The 22,860-nt window shown below is 65.2% G+C and carries 20 protein-coding genes; 12 read left to right on the top strand and 8 right to left on the bottom strand.

Features of this window, described 5'->3' with window-relative positions:
- Window positions 1-3: 3 nt before the first annotated feature.
- On the bottom strand, window positions 4-1,143 hold the full coding sequence (locus IVB40_RS25325; RefSeq protein ID WP_247816656.1) for a thiolase: 1,140 nt from the start codon (window positions 1,141-1,143) through the stop codon (window positions 4-6).
- A 4-nt stretch (window positions 1,144-1,147) separates the two neighbouring features.
- Complete coding sequence (locus tag IVB40_RS25320) at window positions 1,148-1,561, bottom strand: OB-fold domain-containing protein (RefSeq protein WP_247359946.1); 414 nt, start codon at window positions 1,559-1,561, stop codon at window positions 1,148-1,150.
- Window positions 1,562-1,735: 174 nt separating this feature from the next.
- Between IVB40_RS25320 and IVB40_RS25315 the strand changes: the two genes are divergently transcribed.
- The 5 genes from IVB40_RS25315 (at window position 1,736) to IVB40_RS25295 (ending at window position 6,653) form a co-directional block, all read left to right on the top strand.
- Window positions 1,736-3,085, top strand: coding sequence for an amidase (locus IVB40_RS25315; protein ID WP_247359945.1), 1,350 nt, complete (start codon window positions 1,736-1,738; stop codon window positions 3,083-3,085).
- Window positions 3,078-3,764, top strand: a complete 687-nt coding sequence (locus IVB40_RS25310) for a DUF2848 domain-containing protein (protein WP_247359944.1) — start codon at window positions 3,078-3,080, stop codon at window positions 3,762-3,764. The genes IVB40_RS25315 and IVB40_RS25310 overlap by 8 nt, the downstream gene beginning before the upstream one ends.
- Window positions 3,765-3,947: 183 nt before the next feature.
- On the top strand, window positions 3,948-4,694 hold the full coding sequence (locus tag IVB40_RS25305) for a 2OG-Fe(II) oxygenase (protein WP_247816655.1): 747 nt from the start codon (window positions 3,948-3,950) through the stop codon (window positions 4,692-4,694).
- Between the two features lie 9 nt (window positions 4,695-4,703).
- Window positions 4,704-5,357, top strand: a complete 654-nt coding sequence (gene alkB / locus IVB40_RS25300; RefSeq protein ID WP_247819591.1) for a DNA oxidative demethylase AlkB — start codon at window positions 4,704-4,706, stop codon at window positions 5,355-5,357.
- Between the two features lie 54 nt (window positions 5,358-5,411).
- Window positions 5,412-6,653, top strand: coding sequence for an MFS transporter (locus tag IVB40_RS25295; RefSeq protein ID WP_027568979.1), 1,242 nt, complete (start codon window positions 5,412-5,414; stop codon window positions 6,651-6,653).
- On the opposite strand, the gene IVB40_RS25290 is transcribed toward IVB40_RS25295, so the two are convergent.
- From IVB40_RS25290 to hpaH, 6 genes are all read right to left on the bottom strand, one after another.
- A complete protein-coding gene (locus tag IVB40_RS25290; protein ID WP_247816654.1) occupies window positions 6,631-8,259 on the bottom strand; it encodes a thiamine pyrophosphate-dependent enzyme in 1,629 nt (542 codons plus the stop codon). The genes IVB40_RS25295 and IVB40_RS25290 overlap by 23 nt on opposite strands.
- Before the next feature lie 25 nt (window positions 8,260-8,284).
- A complete protein-coding gene (locus IVB40_RS25285; protein WP_247816653.1) occupies window positions 8,285-9,154 on the bottom strand; it encodes a fumarylacetoacetate hydrolase family protein in 870 nt (289 codons plus the stop codon).
- 3 nt (window positions 9,155-9,157) lie between these two features.
- Window positions 9,158-10,141, bottom strand: a complete 984-nt coding sequence (hpaD, locus tag IVB40_RS25280) for a 3,4-dihydroxyphenylacetate 2,3-dioxygenase (protein ID WP_027568982.1) — start codon at window positions 10,139-10,141, stop codon at window positions 9,158-9,160.
- 66 nt (window positions 10,142-10,207) lie between these two features.
- Window positions 10,208-11,746 carry a 5-carboxymethyl-2-hydroxymuconate semialdehyde dehydrogenase gene (hpaE, locus tag IVB40_RS25275; RefSeq protein ID WP_247816652.1) on the bottom strand — a complete coding sequence of 513 codons (1,539 nt, stop codon included), beginning with the start codon at window positions 11,744-11,746 and terminating at the stop codon, window positions 10,208-10,210.
- Window positions 11,739-12,137 carry a 5-carboxymethyl-2-hydroxymuconate Delta-isomerase gene (locus IVB40_RS25270; RefSeq protein ID WP_247359939.1) on the bottom strand — a complete coding sequence of 133 codons (399 nt, stop codon included), beginning with the start codon at window positions 12,135-12,137 and terminating at the stop codon, window positions 11,739-11,741. Before IVB40_RS25270 ends, hpaE begins: the two co-directional genes overlap by 8 nt.
- 30 nt (window positions 12,138-12,167) lie before the next feature.
- Complete coding sequence (gene hpaH, locus IVB40_RS25265; protein WP_247467339.1) at window positions 12,168-12,974, bottom strand: 2-oxo-hept-4-ene-1,7-dioate hydratase; 807 nt, start codon at window positions 12,972-12,974, stop codon at window positions 12,168-12,170.
- A 110-nt stretch (window positions 12,975-13,084) separates the two neighbouring features.
- Between hpaH and hpaR the strand changes: the two genes are divergently transcribed.
- From hpaR to IVB40_RS25230, 7 genes are all read left to right on the top strand, one after another.
- Complete coding sequence (hpaR, locus tag IVB40_RS25260; RefSeq protein WP_247288667.1) at window positions 13,085-13,603, top strand: homoprotocatechuate degradation operon regulator HpaR; 519 nt, start codon at window positions 13,085-13,087, stop codon at window positions 13,601-13,603.
- A 118-nt stretch (window positions 13,604-13,721) separates the two neighbouring features.
- Entirely contained in the window at window positions 13,722-14,807 is a 1,086-nt protein-coding gene (locus tag IVB40_RS25255; RefSeq protein WP_247816651.1) for a malate/lactate/ureidoglycolate dehydrogenase, read from the top strand.
- A 142-nt stretch (window positions 14,808-14,949) separates the two neighbouring features.
- Window positions 14,950-15,726: an aldolase/citrate lyase family protein gene (locus IVB40_RS25250; RefSeq protein ID WP_018456947.1), complete on the top strand. Its 777-nt coding sequence runs from the start codon at window positions 14,950-14,952 to the stop codon at window positions 15,724-15,726.
- Between the two features lie 93 nt (window positions 15,727-15,819).
- A complete protein-coding gene (locus IVB40_RS25245) occupies window positions 15,820-17,343 on the top strand; it encodes an altronate dehydratase family protein (RefSeq protein WP_247816650.1) in 1,524 nt (507 codons plus the stop codon).
- Window positions 17,344-17,529: 186 nt separating this feature from the next.
- Window positions 17,530-18,051 carry a PAS domain-containing protein gene (locus tag IVB40_RS25240; RefSeq protein WP_247816649.1) on the top strand — a complete coding sequence of 174 codons (522 nt, stop codon included), beginning with the start codon at window positions 17,530-17,532 and terminating at the stop codon, window positions 18,049-18,051.
- Window positions 18,029-19,333, top strand: a complete 1,305-nt coding sequence (locus tag IVB40_RS25235; RefSeq protein ID WP_247816648.1) for a methyl-accepting chemotaxis protein — start codon at window positions 18,029-18,031, stop codon at window positions 19,331-19,333. The genes IVB40_RS25240 and IVB40_RS25235 overlap by 23 nt, the downstream gene beginning before the upstream one ends.
- Before the next feature lie 251 nt (window positions 19,334-19,584).
- Window positions 19,585-22,854 (top strand): transglutaminase family protein, encoded by a 3,270-nt coding sequence (locus tag IVB40_RS25230; RefSeq protein ID WP_247816647.1) that lies wholly within the window; start codon window positions 19,585-19,587, stop codon window positions 22,852-22,854.
- Window positions 22,855-22,860: the final 6 nt, after the last annotated feature.

The raw sequence follows: 22,860 nt of genomic DNA, 5'->3' as shown, positions 1-22,860 counted from the left end.
GGATTACCTCTCGTTCGTAAACACGATCGTGCCCGACGCGGCGAACATGCCGCCGACGCCGTGGCACACCGAAATCTTCGCGTTGGCGACCTGCGCCGGCGCAATGCCGCGCATCTGGCGGACGCTCTCCTGGAGCGCGTACATGCCGTACATGCCGGAATGCATGTAGCTCAATCCGCCGCCATTGGTGTTGAGCGGCAGCTTGCCGCCCGGGCGCGTGTTGCCGTCGGCGATGAACTTGCCGGTCTCCTCGTGCGGCATGAAGCCGAGATCGCCGAGGCCGAACAGCGGCAGATGCGCGAAGGCGTCGTAGATCATGAGATGATCGACGTCCTTATGTGCAATGCCGGCCTCCCTGAACGCCAGCGGTCCCGCGGTCTTGAACGCGCGCGAGGAATTAAAAGTCTCCATCTGGCTGACCATCGGCGTCTCCACGCTCTCGCCGGTGCCCATGATGTAGACCGGTTTGCGCGGAAAATCCCGGGCACGGTCCGCCGAGGTCAGGATCAGCGCGCCGCCGCCGTCGGTGACGAGGCAGCATTGCAGCAGGCGGAACGGATAGGCGATCATGCGCGAGTTGAGGACGTCTGCGACCGTGATCGGGTCCTTCATCATCGCGCGCGGATTCTTCGCCGCCCATTCCCGCTGCACCACCGCGACCGCGGCGAGCTGCTCGTGCGTGATGCCATAGGTCTTCATGAAGCGCAGCACGGGGATCGGGAACATGCTGGGCGGGCCGTAGACGCCGAACGGCGCCTCGAACTGGCCTTGCAGGCTGTCGGCGGGAATCGAGCGCGGCGCCTTGCCGATCATCGACTTGCCGCTCTCGGCATGGGTGATCAGCACGGTCTTGCACAGGCCGGCCTCGATCGCCGCGGCGGCATGGCGGACGTGCAGCATGAAGGAGCAGCCGCCGACCGAGGTGCCGTCCACCCAGGTCGGTTTGATGCCGAGATAGTGGCAGACCTGCTGCGGTGTCTCGACGGCGGTGGCGAAGCCGTCGATGTCCGACAGCTTCAGGCCGGCATCGGCAATGGCATTGAGCGCCGCATCCGCGTGAAGCTGGAGCTGCGAGGCGTTGGGAATGACACCGAGCTCGGTGGTCTCGGCCGCGCCGACGACGGCAACCTGATTGCTGCGCATGGGCTTACCCCTTCGCCGGACGGAATACGGGGAGGGTGATCTTGTCGTCGAGCGTCTCGAAGGAGACCTCGAGCTTCATGTCGAGCTCGAGCGCCTCCGGCGTCTGCGGGCAGTCGATGATGTTGCTCATCATCCGCGGTCCCTCGGCAAGTTCAACCACGGCGATCGCGTAAGGCGGCGTGAAGCCGGGCGCGGCGGGACGATGGTTGATCACGTAGCTGTAGAGGAAGCCCTTGCCACTCGCCTTGAAGATGCTGACCTTGCGCGAGGCGCAGGACGGGCAGAACGGGCGCGGCGGAAAATAGACATGCGCGCAGGCGTCGCAGCGCTGCAGGCGCAACTCACCCGCCTTGGTGCCGTCCCAGAAATGCTGGGTCTCGGGCGTCGGTTTCGGTCGCGCGCGCTGCGGTTCGGCCATCTCGGCAGGTCCTCCCAAGGCCAAGGCTTAGCCCGGCTGTTGCGATCTTGATGCGACAATCGACCATGGCGCGTCAACGGTCCAGCAATGCGCATGCATGCCATCATGCGCACAATGCTTGTGTCGAACTGAGGCAGCGCTATACATTGCGCGCAAATATTCCGTGAGACAGACATGCCCGATTTTTCGACACTGACGAAGCTCGCCGAAGACCTCGAAAGCGGCCGGACCACCTCCCGCAAGCTGGTCGAGGCTTGCATCGCCAAAATCGCCGATCCAGCCGGCGAGGGGCAGCGTGCCTTCATCCATGTCGACAAGGACGCCGCGCTTGTGGCGGCCGATGCGATGGACGGTTTGCGCAAGGTGAAGGCGGCGCCGTCGCGCTACGCCGGTATCCCGGTCTCGATCAAGGATCTCTTCGACATCAAGGGCCAGGTGACGCGCGCCGGCTCCCGCGCGCTCGACGATTCCTCGCCGGCCGAACAGGATGCCCCCACGGTAGCGCGGCTGCGCAAGGCCGGCTTCGTCGTGATCGGGCGCACCAACATGACCGAGTTCGCCTATTCCGGCATCGGCATCAATCCGCATTACGGCACGCCAAAGGGCGTCTGGAACCGGGCCGAGGGCCACGTGCCCGGCGGGTCGTCCTCGGGCGCCGCGGTTTCCGTGCTCGACGGCATGGCGCATGGCGCGCTCGGCACCGACACCGGCGGCTCCTGCCGGATTCCGGCGGCCTATAACGGCATCGTCGGCTACAAGCCGACGCAGCGGCGCGTGCCGCTCGACGGGGCTGTGCCGCTGTCGTTCTCGCTCGACAGCATCGGGCCGCTGGCACGATCGGTCAGTTGCTGTGCCATTCTCGATGCCGTGCTTGCGAACGAGCCGATCGCCCCCCTGAAGCCCCGGCCCGTCAAGGGCATGCGGCTGGCGGTCCCGACCACGATCGCGCTCGACGACCTCGACGCGGCTGTGGCCGCGACATTCGAGCGTGCACTCAAGAGCCTTGCCGATCATGGTGCGATCATCGAGCGCATCGAGATGGCTGAATTCCACGACATCGGGCCGATGAACGCCAAGGGCGGCTTTGCGGCTTCCGAAAGCTATGCCTGGCATCGCTACCTCCTCACGTCCAAGGGCGACGTCTACGATCCCCGAGTCTCCGTGCGCATCATGCGTGGCGAGGCGCAGAGCGCGGCGGACTACATCGATCTTCTCCATGAGCGCCGCTCGCTGATCGCCCGCGTCAATGCGCGCATCGCGCCCTATGACGCGCTGGTGCTGCCGACCACCGCCAACACGCCGCCGAAAATTTCGGACCTTGCCGACGACAAGGCGTTCACAAGGGAAAACCTGCGGGCGCTCCGCAACTGCACCCTGATCAACATGATCGACGGCTGCGCCATCTCGCTGCCTGCGCATCGCGAGGGCGAGATTCCGGTCGGCCTGATGCTGGCGGGCGCGGGCGGATCGGACCGCCGTATCTTCGAGCTTGCTGCCGGCATGGAGGCCGTAATTCGTGTTTGACCTGACTTTCACCGTTGACGCCCAGGACACCACCACGCCGCTGACGCTGGCGATCGACCAGATGGTCATCGCCGGCTGGACCGGCCGCGATCCGGTCGCGCGCGACAAGCACATTGCCGAGCTGCAGGAGATGGGTATCGCTCCGCCGGCCTCGACGCCGATCTACTATCGCGCCTCGGCACGACGGCTGACGATGGAAGACAGCATCGAATGCACCGGCGGCGATTCCTCTGGCGAGGTCGAGTTCGTGCTGATCGGCTGGCAGGGTCGCATTTTCGTCGGCTGCGGTTCCGACCACACCGACCGCAAGGTCGAGGCCTATAACGTCACGGTGTCCAAGCAGATGTGCGACAAGCCGATCGCATCCACGCTGTGGGAGCTCGAGGACGTCATCGGCCACTGGGACAGGATGATCCTGCGCTCCTGGGCCACGATCAAGGGCGAGCGCGTGCTCTATCAGGAGGGCACGCTCGATGCGATGCTGCCGGTCGCCGACCTGATCGCGCGTGGCTTCGAGGGAGGGAAATTTCCCGACGGCTGCGCCATGTTCGGCGGCACGTTTGCGGCGAAGGGCGGTATCCGCCCCGCCGACCGTTTCGATTTCGAGCTGGAAGACCCGGTGCTGAAGCGCACGATCAAGCACGGCTATGACGTGGTGACGCTGCCCGTGAGGGGCTAAGGTCTCTCCGCCGTCATTGCGAGCGGAACTCTCTCCGCCGTCATTGCGAGGAGCCCTTGCGACGAAGCAATCCAGGCTGGTTCCGCGGGGGGATTCTGGATTGCTTCGCTCCGCTCGCAATGACGGGGAGAGAGACGGAAATCGGGTGGTAGAGGACGGGGCGGTCTTGCGAAGGTCAGAGCCATGACAGCAACAGCACGCAAATCGCCTCATAAGTCAGCCACGGACCCCGCCGCCCGCGTCGATGCCCTCGACTGGCCCCAGATCACCGGCGAACTCGACACCCAGGGCTGCGCGCTCCTGAAAGGCCTGCTCACGCCGGACCAGTGCCGCGCCGTCGCCGCGCTCTATCCCCACGACGCCAACTTCCGCAGCCGCATCGTCATGGGCCGCCATGGCTTCGGTCGCGGCGAGTACAAATATTTCTCCTACCCGCTGCCTGACCTGATCGTGCAGTTGCGCCCGACGCTCTACGCGCATCTCCAGGGTGTCGCCAACCGCTGGAACGAGGCTATGGGGATCGACATCCGCTACCCGGCCGAACACGCGGCGTTCCTGAAGCGGTGCCACGAGGCAGGCCAAGCGCGACCGACGCCGCTGCTGCTGCAATACGAGGCCGGCGATTTCAACTGTCTGCATCAGGACCTCTATGGCGAGCACGTGTTCCCGTTGCAGGTCGCGATCCTCTTGTCGGAGCCCGGCCGCGATTTCACCGGCGGCGAGTTCGTGCTGACCGAGCAGCGCCCGCGCATGCAGTCCCGCGCCGAAGTGGTTCCGCTCGCGCAGGGCGACGCCGTGGCCTTCGCTGTGCATCACCGCCCGGTGCAGGGGACACGCGGCACCTACCGCGTTAATCTCCGCCATGGCGTCAGCCAAGTCAGGTCCGGTCAGCGCCACACACTAGGTGTGATCTTTCACGATGCGAAATAAACGCTGCCACTGATGGCGGATTTGTTCGATAGCGTTGCCGAAGCCCAGCCGTCGCGCGAGGAGATCGCCGACGGCGCCGTTCTGCTGCGCGGCTTCGTCAAGCCGATCGAGAGCGAGTTGATCGAAGCGGTGCGCGCCATCGTGGCGCAGTCGCCGTTCCGCCGCATGACCACGCCCGGCGGGCATCTGATGTCGGTCGCCATGACCAATTGCGGCGAGCGCGGCTGGATCACCGATCATACCGGCTATCGCTATGATCCCATCGACCCGCGGACCGGGGCGCCGTGGCCGGCGATGCCGCCGGTGCTCCGCGATCTGGCGTCGCGCGCCGCGGAGCAGGGCGGCTTTGCCGGCTTCGCGCCCGACGCGTGCCTCGTCAACCGCTACGAGCCCGGCACGCGGCTGTCATTGCATCAGGACAAGGACGAGCTGGATTATTCAGCGCCGATCGTCTCGGTCTCGCTCGGGCTGCCTGCGACGTTCCTGTTCGGCGGCCTGGCACGCAGCGACAAGCCGCGCCGCTTCCGCTTGGTCCATGGCGATGTCGTGGTCTGGGGCGGGCCGTCACGGCTCGCCTATCACGGCGTCGCGCCGCTGGCCGACGGTGAACATGCGTTGCTGGGGCGGAAGCGGATCAATTTGACGTTCCGAAAGGTCCGCTGACGCGTTTCCTCGCAGCCGCCGCTCGTCTAAGCTTCCGGCGGGGGAGACGGCGATATGGCGACCACACAGCTCTCGGCCGGCACTGGCGCGGCCAACCGTACCGGCTTGTATCTGGCCGTGCTGCAACTGGCGTTCACGCTTGGCTGGACCACCTACGTCATCTATCTGCCAAAGCTCGCGGCTGAGGTCGGCGTCGCGCCATCAGCCGTCATCCTCATCCTGATGCTGGACCAGGCGATCTTCACCATCGCCGACACCGCGATGGGGATCGCCGCCGACAAGATCGCTCCCCATCTCGGCAGGCTAGGCCTGTTCGTCGGGCTCGTGGCCGCGATCTCCTGCGGCGCGTTCGTCGCGCTGCCCTTCGTCGCAGGACGCGGGGTGGCCGCGCAGGGGTGGTTCATTGCCCTGATCGTTGTCTGGTCGATCACCTCGTCCGCGCTGCGCGCGCCGCCGCTGACCCTGCTCGGCAAATACCGCGCCCGGCCGCAGGTGCCGTTCCTCGCCGCGCTCGCGATGCTCGGCTATGGCGTCGCCGGCGCAGTCTCGCCCTATCTCGGCGTGGTGCTGCGCGAGCACGATGCGCGGCTGCCCTTCGTGATATCGAGCGCAGTGTTGCTGTTGACCGCGCTCGGACTGTCACGGATCGAGCACGAGGTGGCCCGCGACACCGCGCCGCCGACACCGCCCGAAGCGGCAAAGCCGCTTGGCCTCGTGCCGATCGCCTTCATCGTCGCGATGGTGGCGCTCGCGCTCGGTTATCAGTTGCACTTCGCTCTGAACAGCGCGCCGTTCTACCTGCGCTTTGCCAAGCCGGATGAGCTGCAATGGCTGATGCCGGTGTTCTGGATCGGTTTCAACATTGCCATGTTTCCGGCAAGCCTCGTCGCCAAGCACCGTGGCGGCGTGATCGTGATGGGCGCGGCCGGACTGCTTGGAGCGGTCGCGATTGCTGCAGCCGAATTCGCCGGCAGCCTCAACACGCTGATCGTCGCGCAGTTTCTCGCCGGAGCAGCGTGGGGCTGCATGCTGATGAGCGCGATCTCGGCTGCGTTGGCCATCGGCTCGACCGGCGCGGAGGGAAAGGTGACCGGCCTCGTCTTCTCGGCGCTGGCACTCGGGACCTTGGCACGAATGGCGGCGGTCGCCGGCGGCTTGCAGAAAGTGCCTGACTACGCGCCGCTGCTGCACTGGGCCCCGGTCGCCTGCTGGGCGGTCGCAGGCGCGGGCCTGCTGGTGATCGCGGCGGCGCGGCTACAGGGCGGCGTTCACCTCAAGGCTTCGGCGGGTGGATGAACGCCCAGGGGCTCACTTCCGAATCCCTGGTCACTTCGATCGAGATCAGACACGGCCCGCCATGGGCGAGCGCCTTCTCCATCGCCGCCTTGAACTGGTCCGGCGCGGTGACGCGCGCTGATGCGACGCCAAAGGACTCCGCCAGCTTGACGAAATCCGGGTTGACCAGATCCGAGGCCACCACGCGGCCGTCGAAGCGCTCGCGCTGGTCGCGGCGGACATTGCCGTAGGCGTTGTTGTTGAACACCAGCGTCACCACGCCGATGTTGAACTGCACGGCGGTGGCGAGCTCCTGCACGCCGAACATGAAGCCGCCGTCGCCGGTGATCGCCACCACCGGCTTGTCGGGATTGGCGACCTTGGCGCCGAGCGCGGTCGGGAAGCCCGAGCCGAGTGTGCCCTGATAGCCTGATGTGATGAAGGTGCGCGGCTCGTAGATCGGAAAACCGTACCAGGAGGCGAAACCGAACTGCGACAATTCATCTGTCACGATCGCGTTCGCCGGCAGCACCTCGCGCAGGATGTTGAGATATGCCATCTGCGGCTGGATGCGCTGGATCTCGGCTTGCGCCGTCGCAGCAGCCCCGCGGATGTCGCCCCGCCGGCCGCTGGTCCTGGCATAGCCGGCCTTCGTCACGGCGGTGACCAGATCGGCCGCGCCGGCCTTGGCGTCGGCGACGATAGCGACATCGGAGGCGAGCCGGCGCATCTCGGCCGGATCGATATCGACACGAATGGATTTCAGCCCCTTCGGCTGATACGGCCAGCGGAAGCCCGACGCCGGCAGTTCGGCGCGCGTGCCGATTGCGATCATCAAATCGGTTGTCGGCCACAGCTTGTAAGCTGCCGCCATGGTCAGCCCAAGCTCATGCGCGTTGGAGACGATGCCGCGGCCGCTGCGGAAGGCGACGACAGGCGCGTCGATCATCTCGGCGAGTTCGAGAATCTCCTCGCGCGCCTCGATCGCGCCGCTGCCGACGAAGATCATCGGCGCCTTGCTGTTCTTGATCAGCGCGGCCGCCTGCTTGATCATATCAGGGTCGGGCTGCGGTGCGGGCAGCGGCTCCAGCACTTGCGCAGCCGCGGTGTCGGCGCGCTGGGTGAAGACGTCCCAGGGCATCTCGACCGAAGCGGGGCCACGCCGTCCGGACGTCATCTCCTGGAAGGCGCGCGCGACGGTGGTCGGCGCGTTGCCGGGATATTCGATCCGATCCGCCCATTTCACATAGGTGCGCAAGGTAGCGAGCTGGTCCGGCATCTCGTGCAGATGGCCGCGGCCCTTGCCCAGAAACTGCGTCGGCACCTGACCGGTGACGCACAGCACCGGCTCGTTGCAGCCGAAGGCGGTGAGCAGCGCGGCGCTGGCGTTGAGCACGCCGGGGCCGGGCACCACGCTGAACACGCCGGGCCTGCCGCTGGAGCGCGCATAGCCGAACGCCATGTAGCCGCAAGCCTGCTCGTGCCGCGCGCCGATCACCTTGAGCTGGGCCTGGTGGAACGCGTCGAACAGCCCGTAGACCTGCGCGCCGGGCAGGCCGAATACAGTATCGACGCCATGGGCGACAAGGCCGCTTACGATGGCTTCGCCGCCGGTGAGGGTGGTCATGGCATTATTCCATTTCGATTATTGTTTAGGCTTCGTCGACGACGCCGTTGCGTAAAGATCCGATGCCCTCGGCCGCGACTTCGATAACATCGCCGGGCTTCAGATAACGCGGCGGGTCGAACCGCGCACCGGCGCCGGTTGGCGTGCCCGTGACGATGATATCGCCGGGAACGAGCGTTGCGAAGGTCGAGATATAGCTGATGAGATAGCGGAACGGAAACATCAGCCGGCTGGTGCGGTCGTCCTGCCGCAGCTCGCCGTTGACGTGCGTGGTGAGGCGGATGTCGGCGACTTGCGATTCCTGTGTGTAGGGCACCAGCCACGGGCCGAGGCTGCCGCTGGAATCGAAGTTCTTGCCCTGCGTGACGTTGAACTTGGCATGGCGCAGCCAGTCGCGCACTGAGCCTTCATTGCAGAGCGTCAGCGCGGCGATGTGACCGAGCGCCGAGCTTTCCACAATGTGCCGGCCGGCCTTGCCGATCACCAGCACGATCTCTCCCTCATAGTCGAGCTGCGCGGAGGCGCGCGGGCGCACCAGCGGTGTGTCGTGGCCGACGAAGGAGCGCGGCGAGCGCATGAACATGCTCGGATATTTCGGCGCGTCCTGGCCGTCCTTGTACTCGGCATTGCGGTCGGGATAGTTGACGCCGATGCAGATGATCTTTTCCGGCGCGGGCACCGGCGGCAGCCAGATGATGTCACCGAGCGCGTGATCGGGCGTGCGGCCGGCGGCCTCTTCCGCGAAGCTCGCGAGCTTTCCTGCCGCGATCACCTCGCGCAGCGTCGGATAGTCTTTTGCGTGGCGCGCGGAGAGATCGACGATGCCGCCATCGACGACGGCGCCGTACTTCGTTGCACCTTTGACGGAATAGGTGGCGAGGCGAGGGAGGGTCATTGCTTAGTCCGCCACCAGCACGTCGGCCACGAAGTTCGGCTCACGCACGGCTTGGCCAGCGAACGGCGAGCCCTGCTCGAACCAGGAGCGCGGGGCGGGCGCGCCCCACAATGTCTGGCGGCGCGGATCTCGCAATGACCAGCGCAGCGGCTCGTGGTCGTGATCGCCGGTGAAATAGTCGCTGGTGTAGAGCTCGAGCCGGTGTCCATCGGGGTCGCGGACGTAGAGGAAGAACGCATTCGAGATGCCGTGGCGGCCGGGACCACGCTCGATGTTCTTGACGAAGCCTTGCGAGGCCATGACGTCGCAGAGATGGATGATGTTCATCGCCGTCGGCGTCCAGTACGCGAAGTGGTGCAGCCGCGGGCCCTTGCCGTTGGTGATGGCAAAATCGTGGACATTGCCCTTGCGATGCATCCAGGCGGCGGCGATTCGCCCGTTCGGTCCGTCCTCCTCGGCGTATTCGGTGAGGCGAAAGCCGAGCCGGGCATAGAATTCGACGGTGTCCTGCACTTCGGCGGCGAACACGTTGAAATGGTCGAGCCGCTGCGGATGGCAGCCCCTGTAGAGATCGTAGCGGCGCAGCAGGTGCGGCCGCCGGTCCATCGACGCATACAGCTCGATCTGGAAGCCGAAGGGGTCGGTGAATTGCAGCGTGCGGCCCTGGAAGGGCTGATCGACGAAGGCGTAGCCAAGGCCGTTCTCGGACAGGAACTTCGCAGCCTTGTCCAGATCACCGTCGTTGCCGACCTTGAAGCCGAGGCGGTTGCAGGCAGGCGCCGCCGCCTTGCGCAACACCAGCGAGTGATGCTGATGCTCCTCGGCGGCGCGCAAGTAGACGACCTTGTCGTCGGCGTCCTCGACATGCAGGCCGACAACGCTTTCATAGAACTCGCGGCTGAGCTTCAGGTCGGTGACGTCCAGCACGGCGTGGCTGGAGCGGATGATGTTGAACGGCGGCTCGAAGATATGTTGCGGTACGGGCATTGCGTTTCCCCTCTCTAGACCCTGCCATTCCCCGTCCGCGCTCCGCGCGCCGAGGAACCGCGGGCGTTAGATTCCCAGCTTCTGAATCTTGTGCGTGCCCCGCGCCAGCGAGACGTGCTTGGTTTCCATGTAGAAATCGAACGAGTAATCGCCGCCGTCGCGGCCGATGCCTGATGCCTTCATGCCGCCGAACGGCGTCGGCAGATGGCGGACGTTTTCCGAGTTCAGCCAGATCATGCCGGCTTCGAGTGCATCGGCGACACGCAATGCGCGGCCGACATCGTTGGTCCAGACATAGCCGGTCAGGCCATAGCGGATGTCGTTGGCGATCTCGATCGCGTCTGCTTCGTCCTTGAAGGGCAGCACGGTCAGGAAGGGGCCGAACACCTCTTCCTGCGCCACGCGCATCTTGCCGTGTGCGCCGGTCACCAGGGTCGGCTCGACATAATGTCCGCCGCCCGGGCCGTCATAGGCCTTGCCGCCGACGGCAATCGTCGCGCCGTCCTGGCGTGCGACGTCGAAATAGGAGCACACCTTTGCCAGATGACGCTCGTGGATCAGTGGCCCGATCTCGGTTACGGGATCGAGGGGATGGCCGACCTTCAGGGCTTTTACGCGCGCCGTGAGTTTCTCGGTGAATTTCTCGGCGATGCCGGCCTGGATCAGCAGGCGGCTCGACGACGTGCAGCGCTCGCCATTGAGCGAGTAGATCATGAACACGACCGCATCGAGCGCGCGGTCGAGATCGGCGTCGTCGAACACGATCACCGGGTTCTTGCCGCCGAGCTCGAAATGCACACGCTTCAAGGTCGGCGCGCCCTGAACCATGATCGCGGATCCCGTCGAGCTTTCGCCGACGAAGCCGATCGCCTTGATGGCGGGATGCTCGGTCAATGCCTTGCCGGCCTCTTCGCCAAAACCGTGCACGGTGTTGAGCACGCCGTCGGGCACGCCGGCTTCCTTGACGAGCTTTGCCAGAATAGCCGCCGTGACCGGCGACCACTCCGCCGGCTTGTGCACGACGGTGCAGCCGGCGGCGAGGGCAGGGGCGATCTTCCAGGTCGAGAGCATGAACGGTGTATTCCACGGCGTGATCACGCCGACCGGGCCGATCGGCACGCGCGTCGAGACGTTCCAATGCTCGTCGCTCGGCGTGTTCTGGCCGTCGCGCGCCTCGCCGCATCGATCGGCAAAGAAGCGGAAATTTTCGGCGGCGCGGATCGCGGCCTTGGCCATGAAGCGATAGGCCTGGCCGGTGTCGATGCATTCGAGCACCGCGATGTCCTCGGCATTGTCCTCGATGGCGTCGGCGACCCGATGCAGCAGCTTCTTCCGCATCGCCGGCGCCATGTCGCGCCAGGACTTGAAGGCGAGGGCGGCAGCGGTGGCGGCGCGATCGACGTCCTCGGCATTGCCGCGGGCGACGCTTGCGAGTGTCGCGCCGTCGACCGGCGACTTGGTCTCGAACGTCTCGCCAGAGATCGACGGCACGATCTTGCCGTCGATCATGTGCCCGATACCGTCGGCACGTAGCGTCTTCAGCAGCGGTGCAACGCGGTCGCGATTGGCCTGGAACACATCGGTTTTCGGCGTGGGCTTATCCATGGGCGGCCTCCGCTTTCAGGGCGTCGTGGATGTTGTTGCGCTTCCAGCTCGTGTCCTTGTCGTTGATCTGCATGTCGAACGAGAGAGCGAATTTCGAGCTTGCGAAGACGGGATCGAGATGCCGGGAGAGCGCCTGGAAGACATGCTCGCCGGCCGTCTTGCGGGTTGGCAGATCGCGGCCTTCGCCGATGCGCAGCACCATGTCGAGAAAGCCGTAGTCTTGCCGCGCGTCCGCAATCGCATAATGCTCGCATCTGACGGCGCGGACGCGGATGCCGCCGAGCGGGAAGATGCCGGTCTCGACCGCCGCCTTGCGCACCACCTCGCACGCCGCGCCGATGTCGAGGCGGTCGTCGAGATTGGCCGAATATTCGATCGTGAAATGCGGCATCGCGGTTTCACTCCCTGTTTTCTTGTTCGTCTAAGCGAAGTAGCAGCTCACCGAGCCGTAGGCGCCATAATCGGCCTGGATTGTGTCGCCCTTGCGGGTCTCGATCGGACGGATGAAAGAGCCGGCGAGCACGATTTGTCCGGGCTCGAGCGCAAGGCCGAGCGGTGCGATCTTGTTGGCGAGCCAGGCAACGGCCGTGGCAGGATGATTGAGCACGCCGGCGGCAAGGCCGGTCTCTTCGAGCTGGCCGTTCTTGAAACACAACGCACCGATCCATCGCAGATCGGCGTCAAGCGGGCGGATCGGCCGTCCGCCGAGCACGATCCCGGCATTCGCCGCGTTATCGGCGATGGTATCGAAAATCTTTCGCGTCGCCTTGGTCTGGGGATCGACGCGCTCGATCCGCGTGTCCAGAATCTCCAGCGCCGGCACCACGAAGTCGGTGGCGTTGAGCACGTCGAATAGCGTGCAGTCGGGGCCCGCGAGGCGCTTGCTCATGACGAAGGCGAGCTCGGCTTCCACGCGCGTGGCTATGAAGCGCTCCGTCGGGACGAGGCCACCATCGGCGAAGAACATGTCGTCGAGCAACACGCCGGAATCCGGCTCGTTGATGCCGAGCGCGCTCTGCATCGCCTTCGAGGTCAGGCCGATCTTGTGTCCCCTGACGATGCGCCCCTCGGCAATCTTGATGTCGACCCAGGCCTTCTGAATCGCGTAGGCGTCAGCGATGCTGATGTCGGGAAAGTCCTGCGAGAGCTGCCGGATCTGTGTACGGGTCTTTTCCGCCTGGTGCAGACGGTTCGCGCAAGCTCGGATATCGTCGTTGGAAAGCGCCATTTGTGATCTTACAAATCGTGGTGCGGGAAGATACTTAACATGTTAAGTGAATGCGTCAATCGCAAATTGGCTTGCTGCACTGCAAACGTTTCGCGGCTTGAAGGGGCGTCATGGTGAAGAGACCGGCTGATCCTGCGAACGGAAGCGAGCCCGCCGTCCGGCAGGTGCCGATGCGCGACTTCTCGCGCTCGCTACCGATGTCGCTTCTGCGGGCGCGCGAAGCGGTGATGCGGCAATTCCGTCCCTCGCTGCGTGAGCATGGCCTGACAGAGCAGCAATGGCGCATTCTGCGCGCGCTCGCGGCGATCGATACGGTCGAGGTCACGGAACTGGCGCGCACCGCGTTCCTGCTCGGACCAAGCCTGTCGCGCATCCTGCGTGATCTGGAGGCGCGCAATTTGATCGAGCGCAAGACCGCCAAGGCGGACCAGCGCCGCAGCATGGTCTCGATCTCGGAAAAGGGCGTGAAGCTGATGGCCTCCGTGGCGCCGTCATCCGAAGCGATCTATGCGGAGATCACGCGACGCTTTGGCGCACGCAAGCTCGTCGAGTTGCAGGAGATGCTCGGCGAGCTCGAACAAAGTCTCGCAGGGCTCGGCGCGGGCGAGGAGGCAAGTGCCGAGGAGTGAAAGCAGATATGCGCAAGCGCGCGTCAACAATCATGGACATCGCCGCAGTTTTTCGCTCAAGTGCCGCTCAAGCCGATCACTGCAAAATCGGCGCCGAGGTAGAGGCAAACAGACCCTCATGGTCACCATCCAGGTTCAGAAGCTGATCGACTTCGTCACCGAGGTCTTCGCGCATGCGCAGTCGTCGCCCGACGAAGCCCGGCGCATCGCCACCTACCTGACCACGGCGAATCTGACCGGCCATGACAGCCACGGCGTGATCCGCGTCCCCGTCTATATTCGCTGGCAGAAGTCCGGCGCGGTCGTGCCCAACCAGAACGCCGAATTGGTGCTCGACACGCCTTCGCTCGCGGTGATCGACGGCAAGTTCGGCTACGGCCAGACCGTGACGCCGCAAGCGGTCCGGATCGGCATCGAGAAGTGCAGGAAGGCGGGACTTGCCGCAGTCGCGCTACGCAATGCGGGCCATATCGGCCGCGTCGGCGATTGGGCCGAGATGGCCGCCGCAGAAGGGCTGATCTCGGTGCATTTCGTCAATGCCGCGGGCTCGCTGCTGGTGGCGCCGTTCGGCGGCGTCGAGAAGCGGCTCTCCACCGCGCCCTATTGCGTCGGCATTCCGCGCGAGGGCCAAAACCCGATCGTGCTGGACTTCGCAACCTCGGTCGTGGCCGAGGGCAAGGTGCTGGTCGCGAGCCGCGGCGGCAAGAAGCTGCCGAAGGGCGCGCTGGTCGATGCCGACGGCAGACTGAGCGAGGAGCCGGCCGTGCTCTACGGCCCCTACACGCCGGACGGGCCGCGCGACCACACCAAGGGAACGGGCGCGATCCGAGCGTTCGGCGAGCACAAGGGCTCGGGCCTTGCCTTCATGTGCGAGCTGCTCGGCGGGGCGTTGACCGGAACCGGGGCCACGTCCGGCGGTCGGCGCTTCGCCAACGGCATGCTGGCCTTCTACATCGATCCGAAAGTGGTCGATACCTCCCATGTCTTCGACGCAGAGGTGTCGCGCTATGCGGACTTCATCCGTGCCACCAAGCCGGTGGCCGGGGTCGATCAGGTGCTGATTCCCGGCGATCCCGAGCGGAAAACCGGGGCTGAGCGGAGCCAGAACGGCGTCCCCTTGCCGGATGACACCTGGGCGGCAATAGTGAATACGGCCCGCGAGGTCGGCGTCAGCGAAGTGAGCATCCAGAGGGCGACCGCATAGGTCTTGCGTCATTGCGAGCGTAGCGCGGCGCGCCAGTTCGCGGTAACAGCGGGGCTGTGCTGTCGCGACGCTCGTCATGGTGACGAAGGTCCAAATAACGACGACTTAAACAATAACGGTCCAAAACAAGAAGGAAGGCAACGTGGCGAACAAGGTCAAGGAAATCTGGAAGTCGGGCAAGGCCGTGGTCAACGCGTGGCTCGCGATTCCCTCCGGCTTCTCGGCCGAGATGATCGCGCAGTGCGGCTTCGACAGCGTCACCGTCGATATGCAGCACGGCGTGCAGGATTATCTGTCGATGGTGCAGTGCTTCCAGGCGATGGACAAGCATCCGATCACGCCGATGGTCCGCGTGCCCTGGAACGAGCCCGGCATCATCGGCAAGGTGCTCGATGGCGGTGCCTATGGCGTGATCTGCCCGATGGTCAACACCCCGCAGGAAGCCAGGAACCTCGTTTCCTATGCCAAGTACCCGCCAAAGGGCGTCCGCTCCAACGGCCCGATCCGCGCCGGCATGTACGGCACCGCGGGCTCCTACCAGAAGACGGCCAACGACGACATCGTGCTGCTGCCGATGATGGAGACCAAAACCGCGGTCGAGAACATGGAAGCGATCTTCGACGTCGAAGGCATCGACGGCGTCTATATCGGCCCGTCCGACCTCGGCTTCTCCTACGGCCTCGAACCGAAGCTCGATCGCACCGAGCCCGAAATCCTGGCGATCTACGAGAAGATCATCAAGGAGTGCGGCAAGCGCGGCCTCAACCCGGGTATCCATTGCAGCGGCGCCGAAGGTGCCGCGCGCGCCATCAACATGGGCTTCAAGCTGGTGACGCTCTCGAACGAGGTCGGCCTGATGACGACCTACGCCAAGATGCAGGTCAATGCCACGCGGAAGGATTCCGGCGGCAAGGCCTGAGAACTCGCGAATGGCGAATGGGGAGTAGCGAATGAGCTGCTCCCTTTTTCCATTCGCCACTCGCTACTCACTATCCGCCCTAAGGAGACTCCCATGACCATCAGCCCCGTCATTCGTCTGCATCCCGATGATGGCGTGCTGATCGCGCGCGCGAGTTTGCCGCCGGGAACGGTAGTCGCCGACGGCGTGACCACGGTCGAGCGCATTCCTTCCGGCCACAAGGTCGCGATCAAGCCGATCGCTGTCGGCGAGCCGGTGATCCGTTACGGCCAGATCATCGGCTTTGCCACGGTGCCGATCGCGCCGGGCCAGCACGTGCACGTGCAGAACTGCGGCATGGGCGATTTCGCCAAGGACTACGCCTATTGCGCCGACGTCAAGCCGACGCCGAATTTCGATCTGCCGGCGAGCTTCGAAGGCATCCGCCGTCCGGACGGCCGCGTCGCGACGCGCAACTACATCGGCATCCTGACCTCGGTGAATTGCAGCGCGCATGTCGCAAGCCTCGTCGCCGACGTCTTCAAGAAAAATCCGTTCACCGGCGATAATCCGCTGGCCGACTTCCCCAATGTCGACGGCGTGGTTGCGCTGACCCACAAGACCGGCTGCGGCATGACGCAGAACGAGCCGCTGGCGCTGCTCCGCCGCACGCTCGGTGGCTATGCGCGGCACGTGAACTTCTCCCACGTCATCGTGCTCGGCCTCGGCTGCGAGGTGAACCAGATCGGCGGCTTGATGGAGGAGCAGAAGCTCGCCGGCCGCCTGCGCGCGATGGACATCCAGGAGGTCGGCGGCACCCGCAAGACGGTGGAAGCCGGCATCGCCTTCGTGCGCGAGGCACTCGCGGAGTCCGACAAGGTCAGGCGCGAGTCCGTTCCGGTCAGCGAATTGACCGTGGCGCTGCAATGCGGCGGCTCGGATGGCTACTCCGGCGTTTCCGCCAATCCGGCGCTGGGTGCGGCCAGCGATCTCATCGTACGTCACGGCGGCACCGTGATCCTGTCGGAGACGCCGGAGACTTATGGCGCCGAGCATCTGCTCACGCGCCGCGCCGTCAGCCGCGAAGTCGGCGAGAAGCTGGTCGATCTCATGCGCTGGTGGGACGAATACACGACGCGCGAAGGCGCCGAGATGAACGCCAATCCGAGCCCGGGCAACAAGGCCGGCGGTCTCACCACCATTTTGGAGAAGTCGCTCGGCGCGATGGCGAAGGCCGGCACCACCAATCTCGTCGAGGTGCTGCGCTACGCCGAACCCATCACCAAGAAGGGTTTCGTCTTCATGGACACGCCTGGCTACGATCCCGTTGCCGCGACCGGGCAGGTCGCCGGCGGCGCCAATCTGGTCTGCTTCACCACGGGCCGCGGCAGCGTGTTCGGCTGCAAGCCGGCGCCCTCGATCAAGCTCGCCACCAACACGCCCATGTACAAGCGCATGGAAGAGGACATGGACGTCAATTGCGGCACCATCCTCGAAGGCGAGGAGAGCGTCCAGCAGTGCGGCCAGCGCATTTTCGATCTCATCCTCAAGACCGCGTCCGGACAGCCGACCAAGAGCGAGAGTTTTGATTTCGGCGGCGCCGAGTTCGCGCCCTGGGTGCTGGGCGCGACGATGTAATTCCTCGTTGCGCGTCGGCGGTAACAACACACTGCAAGCGACGCTCCTAAGTAATGATACGGAGCCGTCAAGTGAACACGGGGGTTCCCGCGGTCACACCTGATTAACATCTTCTGCCGTAATCCCTTGGGACGATGCGAGCTCCACTCATGTGGAACGTTCGCCCTTCGTGAGGATTCGTCGACGATGACGCGTGTGATACGGCCGACAGGCGTGGAACATCTCCTCGGTGAGGAGGAGCTGATCGTGTCGAAGACCGATCTCAAGGGGCGCATCACCTACGCCAACGATGTCTTCATCCGCATGGCGAAGTACTCCTGGAAGGAGCTGATGGGCGCCCCCCATAGCCTGATCCGCCACCCTGAGATGCCACGCTCCGTCTTCAAGCTGCTGTGGGACACGCTTCAGTCCAGGCAGGAGATCTTCGCCTACGTCGTCAACCTCGCGAAGGACGGCAGTCACTACTGGGTGTTCGCCCACGTCACGCCGACATTCGACGAGCGTGGCAATATCGTCGGCTATCACTCCAACCGTCGCAGACCCGATCCGGCGCAGATCGAGCGCATCAAGCCAATCTACAAGGCGCTGTGCGCGGAAGAGGCGCGGCATGCCAATGCCAAGGACGGCATGCATGCGAGCTTCGAGGCGATGGTCGGGCTGCTCAAGCAACAGGGTGTCGGCTACGATGAATTTGTGCTCTCTCTCTAAGGCGCAGGGAGCGACCGCGCTCGCATCCGTTCTCGCCGTCGTTGCGTTCGTGCTCTCGCTCGCCGGTGCGAGCGGAATTTCCGGTGCGGCGTTGCTTGGCGCGACGGTCGTGCTGCTCGGCTATGCCGTCTGGTGCCAGCATCGCACGGGGGTGGCCGTCGACGAGATGGCAGACGTATGCCGCAAGGCCGCACGTGGCGATCTTGAGGCGCGCATCCTCAGCATCCGCCAGCCCGGACGGATCGGCGCCATTCAGAAGTCGGCCAACGACATGCTCGACATCACCGATGCCTATTTGCGGGAAGCCTCGGCGTCGATGGACTATGCGAGCCGCGGCAAATATTTCCGCAAGATTCTCGCGCGCGGATTGCCCGGCTCGTTCCGCCGTTCAGCCACCGTCATCAATTCCGGCACCGACAGCCTCGGCCGTCGTGTGGTCGAGATCGCGGACGTGGCAAAGCAGTTCGGCACGCATCTCGACCAGGTCGCCGGCACTCTGATGGGCGCGGCGACCGATCTCGAATCCGACGCCGGCCAGATGGCGGCGGCGGCCGAGAAGACCAGCCGGCAGACCTCCGGCGTGCTCAGTGCGTCCGACCAGGCCTCGCGCAACGTCGCCACCGTCGCCGGCGCCGCGGAGCAGCTCGCATCATCGATCGCCGAGATCGGCCGCCAGGTGGCGGGCTCGACCACCAGCACGGGGCGGGCGGTGAACGAAGCCAATCGTGCCGGCAGCGAGATCCGCACCCTTGCGGACGCGGCGATGCGGATCGGCGACGTGGTCAAGCTGATCAGCGCGATCGCCGAGCAGACCAACCTCCTGGCGCTAAACGCCACCATCGAGGCCGCGCGGGCAGGCGAGGCCGGCCGCGGCTTCGCCGTGGTCGCATCCGAGGTCAAGAGCCTTGCCAACCAGACCGCGAAGGCGACCGAGGAGATCAGCGCCAAGGTCGGCGAGATGCAGCAATCGACCACCAATTCGGTCGCCGCCGTCGAGGCGATTGCGCAGACCATTGCCGAGATCAACGGCATCACCGCCTCGATCGCGACCTCGATCGAGCAGCAGGGGCTCGCCACCCGGGAGATCGCCCGCAACGTCCAGGAAGCCTCGGCCGGCACCTCGCAAATGTCCTCCAACGTCACCGGCATCAGCGAAGCCGCCGCCGACACCGGCCGTGTGGCGAGCCGCGTCAACAGCGCCTCCGAACGCGTCCATGGCGAGGTCGAGACGCTCCGGCGCGAGGTGACGCAGTTTTTGCAGCGGCTGACGTCAGCGGCGTAACGTTGCCCACATGAGGTCGTCATGCCCGGGCAGAAGCGCGAAGCGCGTCTTCGCGCTAGACGTCCCGGGCATCCACGTTCTTGGGGGCAGTGAAAGAAGGTCGTTGATGGCCGGGACAAGCCCGGCCATGACGCTGCGATTGCCCCGGGGAGAGCGGGGATACTTCCTAGGCACCCTTTGCCCGTTGTTAGTGCTTGATCGAGGTCACCAGCGGTGTTCTGCTCAAAAAAGCTGCTGGAGTACCGCACCCCGTGTCGATCTACGTCGCATTACACCACGTCACGCACTACAAATACGACCGCCCGATCGATCTCGGCCCGCAGACCATCCGTCTGCGGCCGGCGCCGCATACCCGCACGCCGATCCTGAGCTATTCGCTCAAGGTCAGTCCGGCCAATCATTTCGTGAACTGGCAGCAGGATCCGCTGGGCAATTGGATCGCGCGTTACGTCTTCCCGGAGAAGACGACCGAGCTCAAGATCGAGGTCGATTTCACGGCGCAGATGACCACGGTCAATCCGTTCGACTTCTTCGTCGAACCCTATGCCGACAGCTTTCCGTTCGAATATACGCAGGATCTTAAGACCGAACTCGCGCCTTATCTCGAGACCGTCAAGCCCGATCGGCTGTTCGCGAAATATCTCGACACGATCCCGCACGAAGCCCCGAACACCGTCAACTTCCTGGTCGATCTCAACAGGGAGCTGCAGAAAAGGATCGGCTACGTCATCCGCATGGAGGCGGGCGTGCAGACGCCGGAGGAGACGCTCTCCTCCGCGGCCGGCTCGTGCCGCGACTCCGCCTGGCTTCTGATCCAGACCTTCCGGCACCTCGGTCTCGCCGCCCGTTTCGTCTCGGGCTATCTGATCCAGGTCCGTCCCGACATCGATCCGATCGAGGGGCCGCCGGAGGTCGAGAACGATTTCACCGATCTGCACGCCTGGGCCGAGGTCTACCTGCCGGGCGCGGGCTGGATCGGCTTCGACGCGACCTCGGGCATGCTTGCGGGCGAGGGCCACATCCCGGTCGCCGCGACACCGCACTACCGCTCGGCCGCGCCGATCTCCGGCGGCGCGGGCTTTGCCGAGGTCGAATTCGCCTTCGACATGAGCGTCAAGCGCATTCGCGAGGCGCCGCGCATCACAAAACCATTCTCGGACGAATCCTGGATACGGCTCAACGATCTCGGCGAGCAGGTCGACGGCGATCTTGCGGCGCAGGACGTGCGTCTGACCATGGGCGGCGAGCCGACCTTCGTCTCCGTCGATGATCTCGAAGGCGCCGAGTGGAACACGGACGCGGTCGGCCCAACCAAGCGCGGGCTCGCCGACGATCTGATCCGCCGCATGCGCGCGCGTTTCGGACCCGGGGGCCTGCTGCACTTCGGTCAGGGCAAATGGTATCCCGGCGAAAGCCTGCCGCGCTGGGCGTTTGGCCTGTACTGGCGCAAGGACGGCGTGCCGATCTGGAAGAATGCCGACCTCATCGCCAGCATCGAAAATCCGCGGCCGGCGCAGGCCAAGGACGTCAAGGCGTTCGTGGAGGGCACGGCGCTGCGGCTTGGGCTCGATCCCGGCTACATCATGCCGGCCTATGAGGACACCGCGTACTGGCTGCAGAAGGAATCCGAGCTTCCCGTCAACGTCGATCCCTCCGATTCCAAATTATCCGATCCGGAGGCCCGCGCGCGGATGGCGCGGGTGTTCGGGCAGGGGCTCAACAACCCTCGCGGCTTCGTGCTGCCCGTGCAGCGCTGGAATGCGGCGCCACGCTGGCGCAGCGAGCGCTGGCAGCTCCGGCGCAGTCATCTGTTCCTGATGCCGGGCGACTCGCCGCTTGGCCTGCGCCTGCCGCTGGACTCGCTCGGCTATGTCCCGCCCGATCAATACCCCTACATCGTCGAGCGGGATCCGATGGAGGCCCGCGGCAAGCTGCCCGTGTTCAGCCTTCCGGCGCGTCCGGACTCGCCGGAGCGGCTCGAGCCCGAAGAGCTCAACACCTCCGTGCCGGTCCGCACCGCGATGTCGGTCGAGGTCCGCGACGGCGTGCTCTGCGCCTTCATGCCGCCGGTCGAGCAGATCGAGGATTATCTGGAGATGATCGCGGCGCTCGAAGCGACGGCCGAGGAGATGCAGCTCCAGGTCCATGTCGAGGGTTATCCGCCGCCGTTCGATCCGCGTGTCGACGTCATCAAGGTGACGCCCGATCCCGGCGTGATCGAGGTCAACGTCCAGCCGGCAAAGAACTGGCGCGAGGCGGTCGATATCACCGTCGGGCTCTATGAAGATGCGGGCAAGACACGCCTCGGCGCCAACCGCTTTCTGGTCGACGGCCGCCACACCGGCACCGGCGGCGGCAATCACGTCGTGGTCGGCGGCTCGAGTCCGCAGGACTCGCCGTTCCTGCGCCGGCCTGATCTGTTGAAGAGCCTGGTGCTGCACTGGCAGCGCCATCCGGCGCTGTCCTATTTCTTCTCCGGCCTGTTCATCGGCCCGACCAGTCAGGCACCGCGCATCGACGAAGCCCGCCACGACAGCATTTACGAGCTCGAGGTTGCGCTCACGCACGTGCCGCCGCCGCGCGTTCAGGCGCCGCTGTGGCTGGTGGATCGCTTGTTCCGGCATCTCCTCGTCGACATCACCGGCAACACCCATCGCGCCGAGATCTGCATCGACAAGCTCTATTCACCGGACGGCACGACCGGCCGCCTCGGCCTGGTCGAATTCCGCGCGCTCGAAATGCCGCCGGATCCGCGCATGTCGCTGGCGCAGCAGCTGCTGATCCGCGCGCTGATCGCAAAATTCTGGCGCGAGCCGCAACAAGGCAAGTTCGTGCGCTGGGGCACCGCGCTGCATGATCGCTTCATGCTGCCGCACTTCATCTGGGAGGATTTCCTCGAAGTGCTCACCGAGTTGAAGCAGTCCGGCTATCCGTTCGAGCCTGAATGGTATCTGGCCCAGCTCGAATTCCGCTTCCCCGCTTTCGGCCGCATCCATCATGGCGGCGTGACGCTGGAGCTGCGGCAGGCGCTGGAGCCCTGGCACGTGCTCGGCGAGGAGGGCTCGGCCGGCGGTACCGTGCGCTATGTCGACTCATCGGTCGAGCGGCTCCAGGTCAAGGCGGAGGGGTTCGTCGAGGGCCGCCATATCGTCACCTGCAACGGCCGGCGCCTGCCGATGACCGCCACCGGCCGCTCCGGCGAAGCCGTGGCCGGCGTCCGCTTCAAGGCCTGGCAGCCGGCCTCCGGTCTGCATCCGACCATTCCCGTTCACGCGCCCCTGACCTTCGATCTTATTGACACCTGGAACGGCCGCTCGCTCGGCGGCTGCGTCTATCATGTCGCCCATCCCGGCGGCCGCAGCTACGACACCAAGCCGGTCAACACCTACGAGGCCGAGGCGCGGCGGCTGGCGCGCTTCCAGGACCACGGCCATACGCCGGGCCCGATGCAGCCGCCGCCCGAGGAACGCACAAATGAGTTTCCGCTGACCCTCGACTTGCGGACCCCGCTCCTGCAATGAGTATGA

Origin of the sequence: Bradyrhizobium sp. 40, assembly GCF_023100925.1 — a bacterium.
Taxonomy (GTDB): Bacteria; Pseudomonadota; Alphaproteobacteria; order Rhizobiales; family Xanthobacteraceae; genus Bradyrhizobium.
Note: the sequence above shows the minus strand (reverse complement) of the source record. Positions and strands in the feature narration are given on the sequence as shown.